The sequence below is a fragment of the Acidipropionibacterium thoenii DSM 20276 genome, assembly GCF_000423445.1.
In the GTDB taxonomy this organism is placed as follows: domain Bacteria; phylum Actinomycetota; class Actinomycetes; order Propionibacteriales; family Propionibacteriaceae; genus Acidipropionibacterium; species Acidipropionibacterium thoenii.
Genome location: NZ_KE384018.1, coordinates 428,795 through 444,212, shown reverse-complemented (window position 1 = coordinate 444,212; position 15,418 = coordinate 428,795). Strand labels below are relative to the sequence as shown.

Below are 15,418 nucleotides of genomic sequence, written 5' to 3'. Positions count from 1 at the left end.
GGGTGTCCACCGGGACCACCGACGCGGGCCGGACTCTCAAGTACACCTTGAGAGATCTACCGCCCGTTGACAGTTCCAGGGCTACTTGGCGGTCGGGTGGTCGGGGGCCGATACGTCGTAGACGGTGGCCTTGGTGGCCAGCATCGCGGTGGCCACCGTCGACTTCGCCGCCGACTGGCTGCTGTTGCCCCAGATCACCGTGCGGTTGCCGGTCAGCACCAGGACGATCCGATCGGCGCCGGGGGCCTCGATGTGGTCCAGCTGGGTGCGCAGGGTGGCGGACAGCGAGTCCACGGTGGTGGCCAGCTCGGTGAGCAGACGCCGGTTGCCCTGGTCGGCCAGCGCGGTGGGCAGCTTCGGGTCGACCCGGTTGCTGGTGTGGAAGACGACGCCGCCGGCATCCACCCACAGGTAGCGGGAACCGTTGCGCAGCTGGAGGACAGCGGTCCGCTCCGTCACCACCACAGTGATGGTGTGGGGCCAGCTGCGATGCACCTGGACCTCGGCCACCGGGGGTAGCGCGGCCACCCGGTCCCCGACCTGCTGCAGGTCAACCCTGGCCAACGGTGTGCCTTCGGGCACCTGCGCGGCCGTGCGGATCTGGGCCGGGGTGGCCAGCCCGGCCCCCTGCACCTCGACCTCACGCACCGCGACCAGGCTGGAGTAGCCGATCAGCTGCACCGCCGCGACGATCAGCACGACGACGGCCAGCACCGAGGCGATCACGATCCACCGGCGACGACGGAGCGCCCGGCGTCGCAGATCGATCGGCCGGGTGAGGTCGGAGATGCCCGATGGCATCAGCGGCCGTCCAGCAGTCCCAGCAGGATCGGGCCGACCAGGGTGACATCACCGGCCCCCAGAGTGATCACCAGGTCCCCCGGCCGGACCTCCTCGGCCAGCGCCGCCGGCAGGTCACCCTTGTCGGGGACATACCGCGAGGATCCGCCGGCCGCCTCCACCGCATCCTCCACCAGCCGACCGGAGACCCCGGGGATCGGGTCCTCCCGGGAGGCGTAGACGTCGGTGACCAGCACCCGGTCGGCCAGCGCCAGGGCCTTGCCGAACTCGGTGGCGAAGTCTCGGGTGCGGGTGTAGAGGTGGGGCTGGAAGCAGGCCACCACCCGGCCCTCGCCGGCCGCCCGCCGGGCCGCCCCGAGGGTGGCGCGGATCTCGGTGGGGTGGTGGGCGTAGTCGTCGAAGATCCGGATCCCGTTCCGGACGCCGATCAGCTGGAATCGGCGCAGCGTCCCGGCGAAGGAGGCCAACCCGGCCAGCAGCTCCTGCGAACCGATCCCCAGCAGATTGCCGACCGCGTAGGCAGCCGCCGCATTGGCCAGATTGTGACGCCCCGGAACCTGCAGCTGGAGCCTGCCCTCGGTGCGCCCGGCGGTCAGCGTCGCCGAGACCTCGGTGCCCTCCAGATCGAGCTCGGAGAGCCGGACATCGGCCCCGGTGGCCTCGCCATAGGTGACCACCTGGACGTGGCCGCTGTCCTGCAGGCGATGCGCCAGTTCGCCCGATCCTGGGTCGTCGATGTTGGCGACGACATACCTCACCTGAGCTCGGCTGGCCATCCTCAGGAAGCCCTCGAAGTAGGCCTGCGGGGTACCCCAGTTGTCGAGGTGGTCGGCCTCCACATTGGTGACCACCACGATCTGGCTGGGATACTGCAGGAAGGAGCCATCGGACTCGTCGGCCTCCACCACGAAGGCGGTGCCGTGGCCCAGATGGGCGCTGGTACCGGTGGCGGCCAGCGGTGAGCCCACCACATAGGAGGGGTCGGCACCGGCGTGGGTCAGGGCGGTGGCGATCATCGCGGTGGTGGTGGTCTTGCCGTGGGTGCCGCAGACCGAGACGCCGTCGTGATTGAGCATCAGGGCCGCCAGCCCGGCGCTGCGGTGCCAGATCCGCAGACCGCGACGTCTGGCCTCCACCAGTTCCGGGTTGTCGGGGCGGATCGCCGAGGAGACCACCACGGTGCGGGCGCCGTCGAGGTGGCTGGGGTCGTGGCCCACCCAGGTGCGCACCCCCGCCTCCGACAGCGATCGCAGGTTCGCCGAGTCGACCTGGTCGGATCCCGATGTCGGCACCCCGAGCTCCTGGTAGATCCGGGCGACGCCGCTCATCCCGGCCCCGCCGACGGCGATGAAGTGCACTGGGCCGATCGTGTGGGGATCGGCCAGCTCGACGGGTTCACGCAGGGTCATCGGAGTCCTCCTGGACGGTGGGTCGGGGTGTCCGGGAGCGGTCGGCCGCCCCCAGGACAATGTCGGCGAGGGTCTCGGCGGCGTCGGCGGGCATCGTGCCCCTGCCGGCCGCCGACATCGCCGCAAGTGCTTGCGGGTCGTGGATCCGGGCGGTCTCGGCGAGCAGCCGTTCGGCGTCCAGGTCGGCATTGTCGACCTGCACCCCGGCCCCGGCGGCCACCAGCGGGGCGGCATTGCGGGCCTGCTCGCCATTGCCATGGGGCAGCGGTACGTAGACGCACGGCAGCCCCAGGGCGGCGGTCTCCACCACGGTGCCGGCCCCGGAGCGGGCCACCATCAGATCGGCGGCGGCATAGCCCAGGGTCATGTCGTCCAGGTAGCCCAGCGGAAGCCATCGGGCACCGGTGGTCTGGTCGGTCAGTGGCATCGCCGTGCCGATATTGCGCGGGCCCAGGACGTGCACGATCTGGACCCCGTCGGCCAGCAGCCGGTCCCGGGCGCCCACCACCGCGTCGTTGATCGCCACCGCACCCTGGGATCCCCCCGACACCAGCAGGGTGGGCAGCTGCGGATCCAGCCCCAGCTCGACCCGTGCCGAGCGGGTGCGCTCAGCCCGGGCCGGCGGGTCCAGCAGCGCCAGGGAGGTGACGGCGTCCCGCAGTGGCATCCCGATGAACCGGGAGCCTCGCAGCCCGGTGCCGGGGAAGGCGGTGGCGACCTGGCAGGCGAACCGGGAGGCCACCTTGTTGGCCAGCCCCGGCACGGCGTTCTGCTCGTGGATCACGATCGGCACATGGGCCCTGCGGGCAGCCAGGTAGGCCGGCATCGACACGTAGCCGCCGAAACCGACCAGCACATCGGCCTGCCGGTCGCTGAGGATCTGACCGGCCTGGCGGACGGCGCGCAGCAGATGACCGGGAACCCTCAGCAGTTCGCCGGTGAGTTCTCTCGGCAGCGGCACCGGGTCGATCATGTCGAGTTCCAGGCCGGCCTCGGGGATCACCCTGCCCTCCAGCCCCTTGGGGGTCCCGATGCACGACAGGTGGCCCAGGTCCGGGTGGCGCCCCAGGGCCTGGGCCGTGGCGATCAGTGGCGAGGTGTGTCCTGCGGTGCCACCCCCGGCCAGCACGACATTCACCATCTGCAGCTCACCTCATCGTTCCTGATTGTTGTTGGCGTAGTTCTTACCGGGTCCCGGCGGATTCTTCCAGGTTCTCGCAGGGGTCTGCTCACCGTCCCGGGGGCCTCAGGCATGCCGACCGCCGTCCACCACGGTAGTCACCCGGGGGGGTCCTGACCGGCGCGAGGCCTGGAGGTACTTCCTGGCGGCCTTCTCCCGGCGGGCACAGGCCATCAGCAGGCCGGCGGCCACCAGATTCGAGATGAGTGCCGATCCGCCGATCGAGATGAACGGCAGGGGCACTCCGAAGACCGGGAAGAGGTCGAGGGCGACACCCATGTTCATGATCGCCTGGATGGCGGTCCAGGCCGTGACGGAGATGGCCAGGGTCCGGCTGAACTGGGATTGCGAGCGCATCGCCACCCGCACCCCGGCCCAGGCCAGCAGGGCGAACAGCAGGATCACCGCGATGGTGCCGACCAGCCCCATCTCCTCACCCAGGACGGCGAACACGTAGTCGTTCTGGGCGCCGTCGTAGAGGCCTCCCCATTTCTGCCGGGAGGCGCCGATGCCGACCCCCCACCATCCTCCCGAGGCCAGCGCGAAGATGGCGCTCAGCGGCTGCTGGGACACGTCCGGGGAGTCGCTGGGGTTGAGGAAGAGCAGCACCCGGCGCAACCGGCTGGGCTGGGTGGCCACCGCGACGGCCACCATCGCACCGGCGGCCAGCACCAGCACCAGGATGTGGCGCAGCTTGATCCCGAAGGCCCACATCTGGGCGATCATCAGGGCCCCGATGATCATCACGGTGCCCAGGTCCCCCTGGGCCAGGATCATCGCCACCGGCACCCCGTAGATCACCAGATAGGGCAGCAGGTGCTTGAACCGGCCGATGTCCTCGCGGCGAGCCGCAAGGTAGCTGGACCCGACGATCACCAGGGCCAGTTTGGCGAACTCGGAGGGCTGCAGGGTGACCGGGCCGAGGGACAGCCAGTTCCGGTTGCCCTTGCCGGCATCGCTGCCGAGCGGGCTGAAGACCAGCAGGAGCAGCAGCACGGCTCCGCCGTAGGCCACCAGCCCCAGCAGCTTCACCAGGTGTTCGGAGATCCGGGAGGCGAATGCCGCCAGCACCCCCCCGGCGGCCAGGAAGATGACCTGACGGCCCGCGTAGTAGTAGGGGCTGAGGTTCTGGGACTGGGCGTAGACCGAGGAGGAGGACAGGCTCATCAGGGCCCCGATGCCGGCCAGCAGCACCGTCGCCACCAGGATGACGTAGTAGTCGAACAGGGCCAGCGACAGCAGCGGCCGGTCCGATCCCGAGATGACGCGGGTGCCACCGTCCAGCCGCAGCAGGTGGCCGAGCCAGACGGTCAGCCGGTTGCCGAGGCCGTCGTGTTGCTCGGTCACCGGCCGGCGGGTCCCTGAGTACCGGTGGGACCCTGAATCCTGCGGGCGGCGGCGGCGAAGTCGTCGCCGCGGGCGGCGTAGCCGGGCCAGATGTCCAGGCTGGCGCAGCCCGGGGCCATCAGCACGGTGTCGCCGGGTTGGGCCATCGTGGCGGCCACATCGACGGCCTGCGCCATCACGCTGCGCTCCGGGGAGTCCAGCACCACCACCGGCACCTGGGGTGCCAGCCGGGCCAGGGTCCCGGCGATCATCGCCCGATCGATGCCCAGCACCACCACCCCGCGAAGCCTGTCGCGGTGGGTGGTGACCAGATGGTCGAAGTTGGTGCCCTTGGCCTGGCCGCCGGCGATCCACACGATGTGGTCGAAGGCGCGCATCGAGGAGTTCGCGGCGTGCGGGTTGGTGGCCTTGGAGTCATCGACCCAGCGGATCCCGCCGGCCTGGTGGACGGTCTCGATCCGGTGACCGCCCAGCACCAGGTCGCGCAGCCCCTGGCCGACCGAGGTGGGATGGACACCGAAGGAGCGGGTCAGTGCCGCCGCGGCCAGCGCGTTCTCGATGTTGTGGGGAGCATAGGGGTGGACGTCGGTGAGCTTGGCGAGCTCGACCGCCGAGGTGGCGCGCTGCTCGATGAAGGCCCGGTCGACGATGAGGTCGTCGACCACCCCCACCATCGAGGGGCCGGGGGTGCCCAGGGTGAAACCGATGGCGCGTGCCCCCTCGGCCACCTCGGCGTCCTGGACCATCTTCTCGGTCGCCGGATCCGCGACGTTGTAGACACACGACCCGGTGACGCCGTGGAAGATCTTGGCCTTGTCGGCGCCATAGGCGGCGAACGGGTCGGGGTGGTCGGCGTACCACTGCAGGTGGTCCTCGTGCAGGTTGAGCACCGCCGCCGAGTGCAGCGCCAGGGAGTCCGACCAGTGCAGCTGGAAGCTGGACAGCTCGACGGCGAAGACGTCGTAGTCCACCTCGTCGGCCATCGCCTCCAGAATCGGTCGGCCGATGTTTCCGACCGCGGCGGCCCTGAGACCGTCGGCCTTGAGGATCGCCTCGGTCATCTGGGTGGTGGTGGTCTTGCCATTGGTCCCGGTGACCGCCAGCCAGGGGATGACATGGTCGGGGTGCATCAGCCGCCAGGCCAGCTCGGGCTCTCCCCATACCGGGACCCCGGTGGCCAGCGCGGCGGCCACCAGGGGCTGGCTGGGCCGCCATCCCGGGGAGACGATCACCAGGTCGGTGCCGGCAGGCAGAGCGGCGGTGGAGCCGGGACCCAGGTGCACCTCGGCACCCAGCACCTCCAGCAGTCCGCCCTTGTCCTTGTGCCCCTCATCGGTGGCGTCGTCCAGCACCACCACCTGAGCGCCGAGCTCCAGCAGGGCGTCGGCGCAGGCATACCCTGAGGTACCCAGCCCGGCGATCACCGCATGCACCCTCGGCCAGCCGAAGGTGCGATCGGCTGTCCTCAGCTGCGCCCTCAGATCCTCGTCACTCACTGTCCGACCACCCATTCCGCATAGAAGATTGACAGGCCCCCGGCCACCAGGAGTCCACAGATGATCCAGAACCGGATCACCACGGTGATCTCGGCCCAGCCCTTGAGCTCGAAGTGGTGGTGCAACGGGGCCATCTTGAAGACTCGTCTGCCGCCGGTCATCTTGAACACCCCGACCTGGATGATCACCGAGAGGGTCTCGATGACGAACAGGCCGCCGATGATGACGAGCAGCAGCTCGGTGCGGCTGAGTACCGCCAGGCCGGCCACAGCCCCGCCGATGGCCAGCGATCCGGTGTCTCCGAGAAAGATCTTGGCCGGTTTGGCGTTCCACCACAGGAAGCCGAAACAGCCACCGGTCAGCGCCAGCGAGACCATCGCCAGGTCGTGCGGGTCGCGGACCGTGTAGCACTGCGGGCCGGCATGGCCGGTGCACCACTGGTTGAACTGCCAGAGACTGAGCAGCGTGTAGGCGGCGAAGACCATGGTGGCCGCCCCGGGGGCCAGACCGTCCAGCCCGTCGGTGAGGTTGACCCCGTTGGAGGCTCCCGCGATGAGCAGGATCACCCAGATCACCCCGAGCCAGATCGGCAGGTGCAACCAGGAGATGTCACGCAGGAAGGAGATCGCCGGCGATCCGGGGGTGACGCCGTAGCGGTTGGGCAGGAACATCACCCCGACCGCGAAGACGATGGCCACCAGCGCCTGGCCGATCAACTTGCCCCGGGGTTTCAGCCCGAGGGAGCGCTGGTTGGAGATCTTCCGCCAGTCGTCCAGGAAGCCGATGAAACCCAGACCTGCGAACAGCCACAGCAGCAGCAGGGCCGACACGGTGACATGGGTCCAGGTGAACAGGTGCGCCAGGAAGTAGGACACCACCACCGAGACGATGATGGCCGCCCCACCCATCGTGGGAGTGCCCTTCTTGGCGGCGTGGGTCTTGGGGCCGTCATCGCGGATGAACTGGCCGAACCCGCGCCTGGCCAGGTATCCGATCAGCCAGCGGGTCCCCCACAGGGTGCCCACCAGCGAGAGTCCGCCTGCCAGCAGAATGTTCTTCACGCCCGGCCCTCCTCATCGGCCAGGATCGCTGCGGCGAGCTTCTCCAGCCCCAGCGCCCTGGATGCCTTGACCAGTACGACGTCATGCCGGGACCAATCTAGCGAGATGCGCGCCTGGGCGGCGTCCACCACGCGGGCATGAGACCCACCCTCGATGACACCGGAGGCCAGATCCTCGGCCCTCTCGCCGATGCACAGCACCTCGTCGAAACCGGCCCTGGCGGCCTGTCGGCCCGCCTCGCGGTGCAGTTCGGCGGAGTCGGCGCCCAGTTCTCGCATGTCTCCCAGGATCGCGATCCCGCGGGTCTGCGGGTCGCTGGCGCGCCTGCGCTCCAGGATCCCGGCGAGCGTGTCGATGGCGGCCCTCATCGAGTCAGGATTGGCGTTGTAGCAGTCGTTGATGACGACCAGACCGTCGGCCCGCTCGTCCAGCTCCATCCGCCAGGGGGACCTGGTGGTGGCCGCCGACAGTCCGGCGGCGATCCGGTCGGGGGCCATCCCGCAGCAGGCCGCGGCCACTGCGGCCGCCACCGCATTGGCCACCTGGTGGGCCCCCAGGGTGCGCAGCTGGACGGTCTCGACGAGCTGGCTGCCGGGGGTACGCAGGTGCAGCTGGAAGTGGTAGCGCCCGAAGTCGTCGCTGCCCGACCGGTCGGCCCATCCCTCGATGGCTGCCTCGGGGTGCCGATGGTCCGCGTCGGGGCTGAACCAGGCGATCTGCGCCGGGGTGCGCGCCGTCATCGCGGCGACCCGGAAGTCGGCGGCGTTGAGCACCGCACGGCCATCGGCGCCCAGCGCCTCGACGATCTCCCCCTTCGCGGCGGCGATCGCCTCGCGGGAACCGAACTCGCCCAGGTGCGCCGTGCCGACATTGAGCACCATCGCCACATCGGGGGGCACGATCGAGGTGAGCCAGGCGATGTGGCCCTTGCCCCGGGCGCCCATCTCGCTGATCAGGAAGTCGGTGTCCTGGTCGATGCCGCATGCCGTCAGCGGGACGCCGATCTCGTTGTTGAAGGAGCCCACCGGGGAGACGGTGGTCCCGGCCGCCTCCAGCAACTGGGCCAGGATGTCCTTGGTGCTGGTCTTGCCCGAGGATCCGGTCAGCGCGATGGTGCGCAGCGGGGCGCCCGGCCGGGAGTGCTCCACGGCCACCAGATGGCGGGCCAGATCGGTGAGTCCCTGCTGGGAGTCGGCGACCACCAGATGGGGTAGGTCGGCCTCGGTGGCGCGGCTCGCCAGGACCGCGGCGGACCCGGCGCGGGCGGCGGCAGTGGTGAAGTCGTGCCCGTCGACCCGTTCCCCGGGCAGCGCGACGAACAGCGATCCGGGGGTGGCCTTACGGGTGTCGATGACCACATCGGGGCCGACCCGCACCTCGCCGGGACCTGTCAACCGGGCCCCGATCGCTGCGGCGAGTTCCGCGGCGCTGGAAATTCTCATGCCTGCTGCTCCTCCTCCTGCTGGCCCGATTCCTGAATGGCCCGCCACTGCTGGGTCGCCACCACCCGGTCATCGAAGGGCAGCACCCGATCACCGATCTGCTGGCCGGTCTCATGCCCCTTGCCGAGGATCGCGATGAGATCGGTCGGACGGGCCCGGCTCAGCGCGGCGCTGATCGCCGCACGCCGGTCCCCGCCGTCGATGATCTCGGCCGCGGTCCCGGCGGACCTGGCACCCGCCAGCACCTCGGAACGGATCACCGCCGGGTCCTCCGAGCGCGGATTGTCGTCGGTGACCACCACCAGATCAGACTCCTGGGCGGCGATCCGGCCCATCGGCTCGCGCTTGGCGGTGTCCCGGTCCCCACCGGCCCCCAGGACACAGATCAGTCGGCCCCCGGTGGCGCTGCGGGCGGCCCGCAGGGCCGCACCGATGGCTTGCGGGGTGTGCGCGAAATCGACCAGCACCTCGGGGGCGCCCAGCCCCAACGGCACCCGCTGCATCCGACCCGGAACCTGCGCCAGGGCCAGTCCGGGAGCCACCTGGTCGAAGGTGTAGCCGGCCGACTCCAGCATCGCCAGGGCCATCGTGGCGTTGCGCACGTTGAACTCGCCGGGAAGGCTCAGGTGCAGCTCCCGGCGTCCGGTGGGTGTCTGGAGAACCAGCTCGCTGCCCAACCCGCCCTCCGGGCGCCAACTGGTGACCCGGTAGTCGGAGGGGGCCTGCAGCGAGGTGGTCACCACCCGCACCGCACCGACCCGGCGGACCTCCCCTGCCAGTCGGACGCCGTGCTCGTCGTCGACATTGATGACCGCCACCCGTGCCAGTTCCGGGCTGAACAGCCGGGCCTTGGCCTGGTAGTAGTTCTCCATCGTCTTGTGGAAGTCCAGGTGGTCGCGTCCCAGATTGGTGAACCCGGCGACGTCGAACATCGTGGCGTCCACCCGGTGCATCGCCAGGGCGTGGGAGGAGACCTCCATCACGGTGTCGGTGACGCCGTGGTCGGCCAGTGCGGCGAACAGCGCCTGCAGGTCGGGGGCCTCCGGGGTGGTGATGGTGGTTCTGGCACTGACCAGCGGATGACCGTTCAACCGGTAGCCGATGGTGCCGATGGTGCCGGTCTGGCGACCGGCGGCCAACAGCCCGGCCTCCACCAGGAAGGCGGTGGTGGTCTTGCCATTGGTGCCGGTGATGCCGAACATCGTCATCTGCTCACCGGGGTCACCGAAGATTCTCGCCGAGGCCTTCGCCATCGCGATCCGCAGCTGGCCGGCCACCAGGATCGGGACCCCGCCGATCCCGGAGTCGGCGAGCATCCGGGCTCCCTCGGTGTCGGTGAGCACCGCCACTGCCCCGGCCTCCAGCGCCTGGGGGGCGAATCGGGCGCCGTGGAAACGGGTGCCCGGCAGACCGACGTAGAGATCGCCGGGGTGGACCTGTCGGGAGTCCAGGGTGATACCCGTGACTCCCTGGCCGGTCAGGGCGGCCCCGGACAGCACCACTCCGGGCAGTGCCTCCAGGAGTTCGGCCCAGCTGGTGGTGCGCACACCGCGCGGACGCAACAGATGCGAGGACTCAGAGCTCACGGCTGGTACTCCAGAACTGCTTTCGGGGGCTTGGAGGTGGAGGGCTCGACACCGTAGCGGGGCAGCGCCACAGACAGGATCTGCTGCGCCACGGGAAGGGCGACCCCGCTCCCCTCGTGGCCCTTGACGGGATTGTTGAGAACGACATAGGTGAGGATGCTCGGATTCTCGGCCGGGCCGACCCCCACATAGGAAGCTGTGTAGCCACGGTAGCAGTGACAGCTGGCATCTATCCGTTGAGCGGTTCCGGTCTTGCCGATGGTGCGGTATCCCGCGACCGCCCTGCTGGGTTCCAGCGTGACGACGGCCTCCATCATGTTGCGCACCTGCGCCGAGGCCTTCTCCGAGATCACCCGGCGGGAGGTGGAGACCGGCACCTTGACCGCCTCGCCCTGGCCGTTGCGGGCCGACTTGATGATGGTCGGCGAGTGGTAGACGCCGCCATTGACGATCCCCGCCACCGCAGCGGCCTCCTGGATGGCGGTCACCGACAGGCCCTGGCCGAAGGAGATCTGGTCGCGGGTGAAGTCGGGCATCGCGGCGGTGGGCACAGATCCCTTCGCCTCCCCGGGCAGCCCGATGCCGGTGGTGGTGCCCAGCCCGAAGGACCTGAGGTACTTGATGAAGGTGGCCTTGTCCATCTTGCGGGTGAGCAGGGTGGTGCCGATGTTGGAGGAGTAGGCGATCACACCACGGGCGGTCAGCACCAGTGAGCCATGGCTGAAGGCGTCCTTGATGGTGCCTCCCCCCGAGCTGATCGAGGCCGGTACATCGACCCGGCTGTCAGGGGTCACCAGGCCCTGGTCGGTCAGTGCCGCCATGGTGAGGACCTTCTGCACCGAGCCGGGTTCGTAGGAGTCCTGGACGGCGTGGTTGACCAGTTCCTTGCTGGTGGCCGCGGACAGGTTCGAGGAGTCGTAGGTGGGCATCGAGGCCATCGCCAGCACCTCCCCGGTCTTGACATTCATCACGATGGCCTCGCCGGACTCCGCCCCGGTGCTGGCCACTGCGCTCGCCAGGGCCTTCTGGGTGGTGAGCTGCATCGTGGAGTCCAGGGTCAGGGTGTAGTCGGTGCCGTTGACCGCCGGGGCCAGGGTGGCACGACCCAACGGGATGCGTCCGTAGGTGGAGGCCTCGTAGGACTCCTTGCCCTCGGTGCCGGCGAGTTGCTTGTTGAGGGCGTACTCGAGGCCGGCGCCGCCCTGGCCCTCGGAGTTGACGAAGCCGATCACATTGGAGGCGACGGTTCCGGCCGGATAGCTGCGCACCGCGTCCTGGGTGGCGCTGATGCCGTACCACTTGCCGGCCGCCAGATCCTTCTTGATGAGGTCGTAGGTGTAGCTGGGGACGTGCCGGCGTACCAGGGCGTAACGAGCCAGCGAGCCGTCGGACTCGGTCTTGGTGACCATCTGTCGGTAGTCCTCGGGACGCCCGCCCAGGTACTTGGCCAGGATCTTGGCGATCGCCTTGGGCGCGGCGGCGGCCTTCTGGGTCTCCAGGGGGCCCATCGATGCCCTCTCGTCGATGCCGTTGCGGCTGATCATCAGCGGGTCGGCGAAGATCAGCACCGCCGGCTCACTGGCGGCCATCACGGTGCCATTGCGGTCGACGATCTGGCCGCGGTCGGGATGCAGGGTGTAGGCCCGTTGGATCTTCGAGGCCGCCGAGGAGGCATAGGCCGGGGCCTCGATCGCCTGCAGCTGCAGGGCCCGTCCGGCGAGCGCGGTCATCGCCAGCAGGATCAGCACCAGGCCCATCGTGAGCCTGCCGCGCTGGCTGGCCAGGCCGGCCGATCCGGTGCGGGCCGGTCGTCGTGTCGAGGGGCGGGTGGCGGAGGCGATTCCGGGCCGCTTCGCGGTCATCGATGGCCCGCCGATACCGGGGCGTCGACGATGCTCTTGAGCTCATCGCCGGTGGTCCTGTGCGGCGTGCCGATCACCTTTCCGGTCCGCAGGTCGATGAATGCCGGGTTGAGATCGGGCACCATTCCGAGTTTGACCGCGGCAGCCTGGAGCTGGGTCGGGGAGCGCTTGACGTCGACCTTGCTGGCCAGCGCCGCCTGCTGGTGTGACAGCGAGTCGACCGCCGCCTTCTTCTCGGTGATGGCCGCCGACTGGCTCTGCAGGGTGGTGTTGAGCACCAGCGCCGCGACCAGGCCCAGGGCGAGCACCAGCAGCACGACGACGGCGAAGGCCAGCCCGCTCATCTGACTGGTGGCCCTGGGCAGCGCCGCCAGCAGGGGGCGACGTCGTTGTCGGGCGGAGGCGGCCCGCCAACGGGGTGCCGGGCTCGCGATCTCGGCGCTCATACGTCCTCCTTGATTCTCTGCACGACCCGCAGACGGGCCGAGGCGCTTCTGGGGTTGGCGGCCAGTTCGGCGGCGTCCGGCCGCTCGGCCCCCTTCGTGATGGCGATGAAGCGAGCCGTCATCGACTCGGGGACCACCGGCAGGCCGGGCGGGGCGGAGTCGGCGCAGGCGCTGCGGAAGGCCTCCTTGACCGGCCTGTCCTCCAGTGAGTGGTAGGCCAGCACCGCGATCCGGCCACCCACCTCCAACCTGCCCAGGGCCTCCGGAAGAACACCGGCCAGGGTGTCCATCTCGCCGTTGACGGCGATCCGCAGGGCCTGGAAGGTCTTCTTGGCGGGATGGCCGTGGCTGCGGTGGCGCACCGCGGCCGGGATCGCCGAGGTGATCACCTCGACCAGCCGGGCCGAACTGGTGAAGGGCCGCTGCTCGCGGGCCTCGACGATGGCCGCCGCGATCCGGGAGGCCATCTTCTCCTCCCCGTAGCGGTGCAGGATCCGGCTGAGCTCGGCGGCGCTGTCGGTGTTGACCAGGTCGGCGGCGGTGCGGCCGGCGGTCTGGTCCATCCGCATGTCCAGAGGTGCGTCGGTGGCGTAGGCGAAACCACGATCGGCGTGGTCGATCTGCAGTGAGGACAGGCCCAGATCCAGCAGGATCGAGTCGATCCTGGGATGTCCGAGCTCGTCGAGCACCTCGCCGAGCTCGTCGTGGACGGCGTGCACCAGCTCGACACGGTCGCCGAACCTGGCCAGTCGACGTCCGGCCAGCCGCAGCGCCTCGGTGTCACGGTCGATGCCGATCAGATGGGCCTGCGGGCAGGCCTGCAGGACCGCCTCGGCGTGACCGCCCATCCCCACCGTGGCGTCGACGTGGAAGACCGGGTGGGGGGAAGTGGGGGACAGTGCGGGAGTCAGCAGCTCGACCACCCGGGAGCGCATCACCGGCAGGTGCAGGGTGTCGCTGCCGACCTCTGACGGCTCGCCGGTGTCAGGAGCGGAGTCGGCGGGACGGTCGGTGGCGCTCATCGGTCCCCTCTCCGGCGTCTCGTGCTCGTTGTCGTCGTGGGATCAGGTTCCGGCCCGGCGTCGCCACCTGGCACAGGGGAAGTTGTGCCAGGGGACCCGACGCCGGGACGAAGCCTCGCCCCGCGCGTGTTCCTCACTGCTGAGATCCCTCACCGATCAGGCGAGCTGTCGGTGAAGACCTCCTCATTCATCTCGGCGAATACCGATTCCTGCTCGGCGGAGTAGCTCGACCACTCGGCGGCGTCCCAGACCTCGACCCGGGTGATCGCGCCGACCACGACGATGTCCTTGGCCAGTCCTGCGTAGTGCCGCAGCGTCGGCGGGATCATCACCCTGCCCTGCTTGTCGGGGACCGTGTCGGAGGCGCCGGCCGCCAGCATCCGCTGGTAGTCACGCACCTTCTTCACACTCACCGAGCCCTTGGCGATCTCCTGGGTCATCGCCACGAAGGTGTCCGTCGGGTAGATCGCCAGACAGTGCTCCTGCCCTCTGGTGATCACCAGCCCGCCGTCCAGCTCGTCGCGAAACCTCGCCGGGAGGAAGAACCGGCCCTTCTCGTCGAGCCGAGGGGTGTGCGTTCCCAGGAACACCTGGCACCTCCCGACTCCACAAGAGCGCCCTTTCGCTCCACTTGGCTCCACCATACTCCACATCGCCCCACCCGATGGGTGACCCGCGACGCCCCTGGGAAGGATTCGGCACCCCCTCCCGCGGTAGCATCGGCCGGGGCGCAGTGCAGGAGGGTCCGCACGCAGATCCCGAGGAGGACACCCAAGTGAGCGAGTCTGTCCAGGACGTCGTCGAGGTGATGGACCGCGTGCGCGCCACCGTGTCCAGCGTCATCGAGGGCAAGTCCGACCGCATCGACACCGCGCTGATCGTGCTCCTCGCCGAGGGCCATCTGCTGTTGGAGGACGTCCCGGGGGTCGGCAAGACGATGCTCTCGCGCACCATCGCCCGCTCCATCGACTGCACCTCGCACCGCATCCAGTTCACCCCGGACCTGCTGCCCTCCGACATCACCGGGGTCAGCGTGTTCAATCAGCAGACCCGTGAGTTCGAGTTCAAGCCCGGCGGCATCTTCGCCAATATCGTCATCGGCGACGAGATCAACCGCGCCTCGCCGAAGACCCAGTCAGCGCTGCTCGAGGCGATGGCCGAGCGGCAGGTCTCCACCGACGGCGTCACTCATGAGCTGGAGGCCCCTTTCATGGTGGTGGCCACCCAGAACCCGATCGAGATGGAGGGCACCTACCACCTGCCCGAGGCCCAGCGTGACCGGTTCATGGCCCGGATCACGATGGGATATCCCGAGCGCGGGGCCGAGCTGGAGATGCTGGAGCACCACGGGGCCGGAAACCCGCTGGACGATCTGGCACCGGTCGCCAGCGCCGAGGAGATCCGCTCGCTGGTCGCCACGGTGCGCTCGGTCTACGCGGCGCCGGCGATCATGGACTACATCCTCGACATCGCCGAGGCCACCCGGCACCATCCCGACCTCAGACTGGGTGCCTCACCGAGAGCCACCCTGCACATGCTGCGGGCGGCCCGGGCGAGGGCCGCCATGAGCGGACGCGACTACGTGATCCCCGACGACGTGCAGGCTCTGGCGGTGCCGGTACTGACTCACCGCCTGATGCCCTCGGCGCACGCCCAGCTGGACGGCAGGGCGATGGCCGATGTCGTCACCGAGATCGTCGACGCCGCTCCACTGCCGGAGCGGGGCTGACCGGGTGCGGCTCTGGCGACACCTCACACTGCGCGGA

General features: G+C 69.7%; 13 protein-coding genes. 1 reads left to right on the top strand and 12 read right to left on the bottom strand.

Going from position 1 to position 15,418, the window contains the following annotated elements:
• Nucleotides 1-81: 81 nt before the first annotated feature.
• The 12 genes from G554_RS0111480 to mraZ form a co-directional block, all read right to left on the bottom strand.
• Nucleotides 82-801 (bottom strand): cell division protein FtsQ/DivIB, encoded by a 720-nt coding sequence (locus G554_RS0111480; protein WP_027588004.1) that lies wholly within the window; start codon nucleotides 799-801, stop codon nucleotides 82-84.
• Nucleotides 801-2,210, bottom strand: coding sequence for a UDP-N-acetylmuramate--L-alanine ligase (gene murC, locus G554_RS0111475; RefSeq protein WP_027588003.1), 1,410 nt, complete (start codon nucleotides 2,208-2,210; stop codon nucleotides 801-803). The genes G554_RS0111480 and murC overlap by 1 nt, the downstream gene beginning before the upstream one ends.
• On the bottom strand, nucleotides 2,197-3,351 hold the full coding sequence (locus G554_RS0111470; protein ID WP_027588002.1) for a UDP-N-acetylglucosamine--N-acetylmuramyl-(pentapeptide) pyrophosphoryl-undecaprenol N-acetylglucosamine transferase: 1,155 nt from the start codon (nucleotides 3,349-3,351) through the stop codon (nucleotides 2,197-2,199). Before G554_RS0111470 ends, murC begins: the two co-directional genes overlap by 14 nt.
• A 105-nt stretch (nucleotides 3,352-3,456) precedes the next feature.
• Nucleotides 3,457-4,632 (bottom strand): putative lipid II flippase FtsW, encoded by a 1,176-nt coding sequence (gene ftsW, locus G554_RS0111465; RefSeq protein WP_027588001.1) that lies wholly within the window; start codon nucleotides 4,630-4,632, stop codon nucleotides 3,457-3,459.
• 101 nt (nucleotides 4,633-4,733) lie between these two features.
• Nucleotides 4,734-6,248, bottom strand: coding sequence for a UDP-N-acetylmuramoyl-L-alanine--D-glutamate ligase (murD, locus tag G554_RS0111460; RefSeq protein ID WP_027588000.1), 1,515 nt, complete (start codon nucleotides 6,246-6,248; stop codon nucleotides 4,734-4,736).
• Entirely contained in the window at nucleotides 6,230-7,294 is a 1,065-nt protein-coding gene (gene mraY, locus G554_RS0111455; RefSeq protein ID WP_027587999.1) for a phospho-N-acetylmuramoyl-pentapeptide-transferase, read from the bottom strand. Before mraY ends, murD begins: the two co-directional genes overlap by 19 nt.
• Nucleotides 7,291-8,736 carry a UDP-N-acetylmuramoyl-tripeptide--D-alanyl-D-alanine ligase gene (locus G554_RS0111450; RefSeq protein ID WP_027587998.1) on the bottom strand — a complete coding sequence of 482 codons (1,446 nt, stop codon included), beginning with the start codon at nucleotides 8,734-8,736 and terminating at the stop codon, nucleotides 7,291-7,293. Before G554_RS0111450 ends, mraY begins: the two co-directional genes overlap by 4 nt.
• Entirely contained in the window at nucleotides 8,733-10,322 is a 1,590-nt protein-coding gene (locus G554_RS0111445; protein ID WP_084648502.1) for a UDP-N-acetylmuramoyl-L-alanyl-D-glutamate--2,6-diaminopimelate ligase, read from the bottom strand. Before G554_RS0111445 ends, G554_RS0111450 begins: the two co-directional genes overlap by 4 nt.
• Entirely contained in the window at nucleotides 10,319-12,106 is a 1,788-nt protein-coding gene (locus G554_RS0111440; protein ID WP_027587996.1) for a peptidoglycan D,D-transpeptidase FtsI family protein, read from the bottom strand. The genes G554_RS0111445 and G554_RS0111440 overlap by 4 nt, the downstream gene beginning before the upstream one ends.
• A gap of 74 nt (nucleotides 12,107-12,180) precedes the next feature.
• Nucleotides 12,181-12,630: a cell division protein FtsL gene (ftsL, locus tag G554_RS0111435; protein ID WP_051232964.1), complete on the bottom strand. Its 450-nt coding sequence runs from the start codon at nucleotides 12,628-12,630 to the stop codon at nucleotides 12,181-12,183.
• A complete protein-coding gene (gene rsmH / locus G554_RS0111430; RefSeq protein ID WP_084648501.1) occupies nucleotides 12,627-13,652 on the bottom strand; it encodes a 16S rRNA (cytosine(1402)-N(4))-methyltransferase RsmH in 1,026 nt (341 codons plus the stop codon). The genes ftsL and rsmH overlap by 4 nt, the downstream gene beginning before the upstream one ends.
• A gap of 149 nt (nucleotides 13,653-13,801) precedes the next feature.
• Entirely contained in the window at nucleotides 13,802-14,242 is a 441-nt protein-coding gene (gene mraZ / locus G554_RS0111425; RefSeq protein ID WP_027587993.1) for a division/cell wall cluster transcriptional repressor MraZ, read from the bottom strand.
• 218 nt (nucleotides 14,243-14,460) lie between these two features.
• Between mraZ and G554_RS0111420 the strand changes: the two genes are divergently transcribed.
• Nucleotides 14,461-15,381: an AAA family ATPase gene (locus G554_RS0111420; RefSeq protein WP_245570042.1), complete on the top strand. Its 921-nt coding sequence runs from the start codon at nucleotides 14,461-14,463 to the stop codon at nucleotides 15,379-15,381.
• Nucleotides 15,382-15,418: the final 37 nt, after the last annotated feature.

Coding starts and splice junctions, on each gene's coding strand:
- G554_RS0111480 (WP_027588004.1), bottom strand. CDS start 801: ATGCCATCGGGCATCTCCGACCTCACCCGGCCGATCGATCTGCGACGC.
- murC (WP_027588003.1), bottom strand. CDS start 2,210: ATGACCCTGCGTGAACCCGTCGAGCTGGCCGATCCCCACACGATCGGC.
- G554_RS0111470 (WP_027588002.1), bottom strand. CDS start 3,351: ATGGTGAATGTCGTGCTGGCCGGGGGTGGCACCGCAGGACACACCTCG.
- murD (WP_027588000.1), bottom strand. CDS start 6,248: ATGGGTGGTCGGACAGTGAGTGACGAGGATCTGAGGGCGCAGCTGAGG.
- G554_RS0111450 (WP_027587998.1), bottom strand. CDS start 8,736: ATGAGAATTTCCAGCGCCGCGGAACTCGCCGCAGCGATCGGGGCCCGG.
- ftsL (WP_051232964.1), bottom strand. CDS start 12,630: ATGAGCGCCGAGATCGCGAGCCCGGCACCCCGTTGGCGGGCCGCCTCC.
- rsmH (WP_084648501.1), bottom strand. CDS start 13,652: ATGAGCGCCACCGACCGTCCCGCCGACTCCGCTCCTGACACCGGCGAG.
- G554_RS0111420 (WP_245570042.1), top strand. CDS start 14,461: ATGGACCGCGTGCGCGCCACCGTGTCCAGCGTCATCGAGGGCAAGTCC.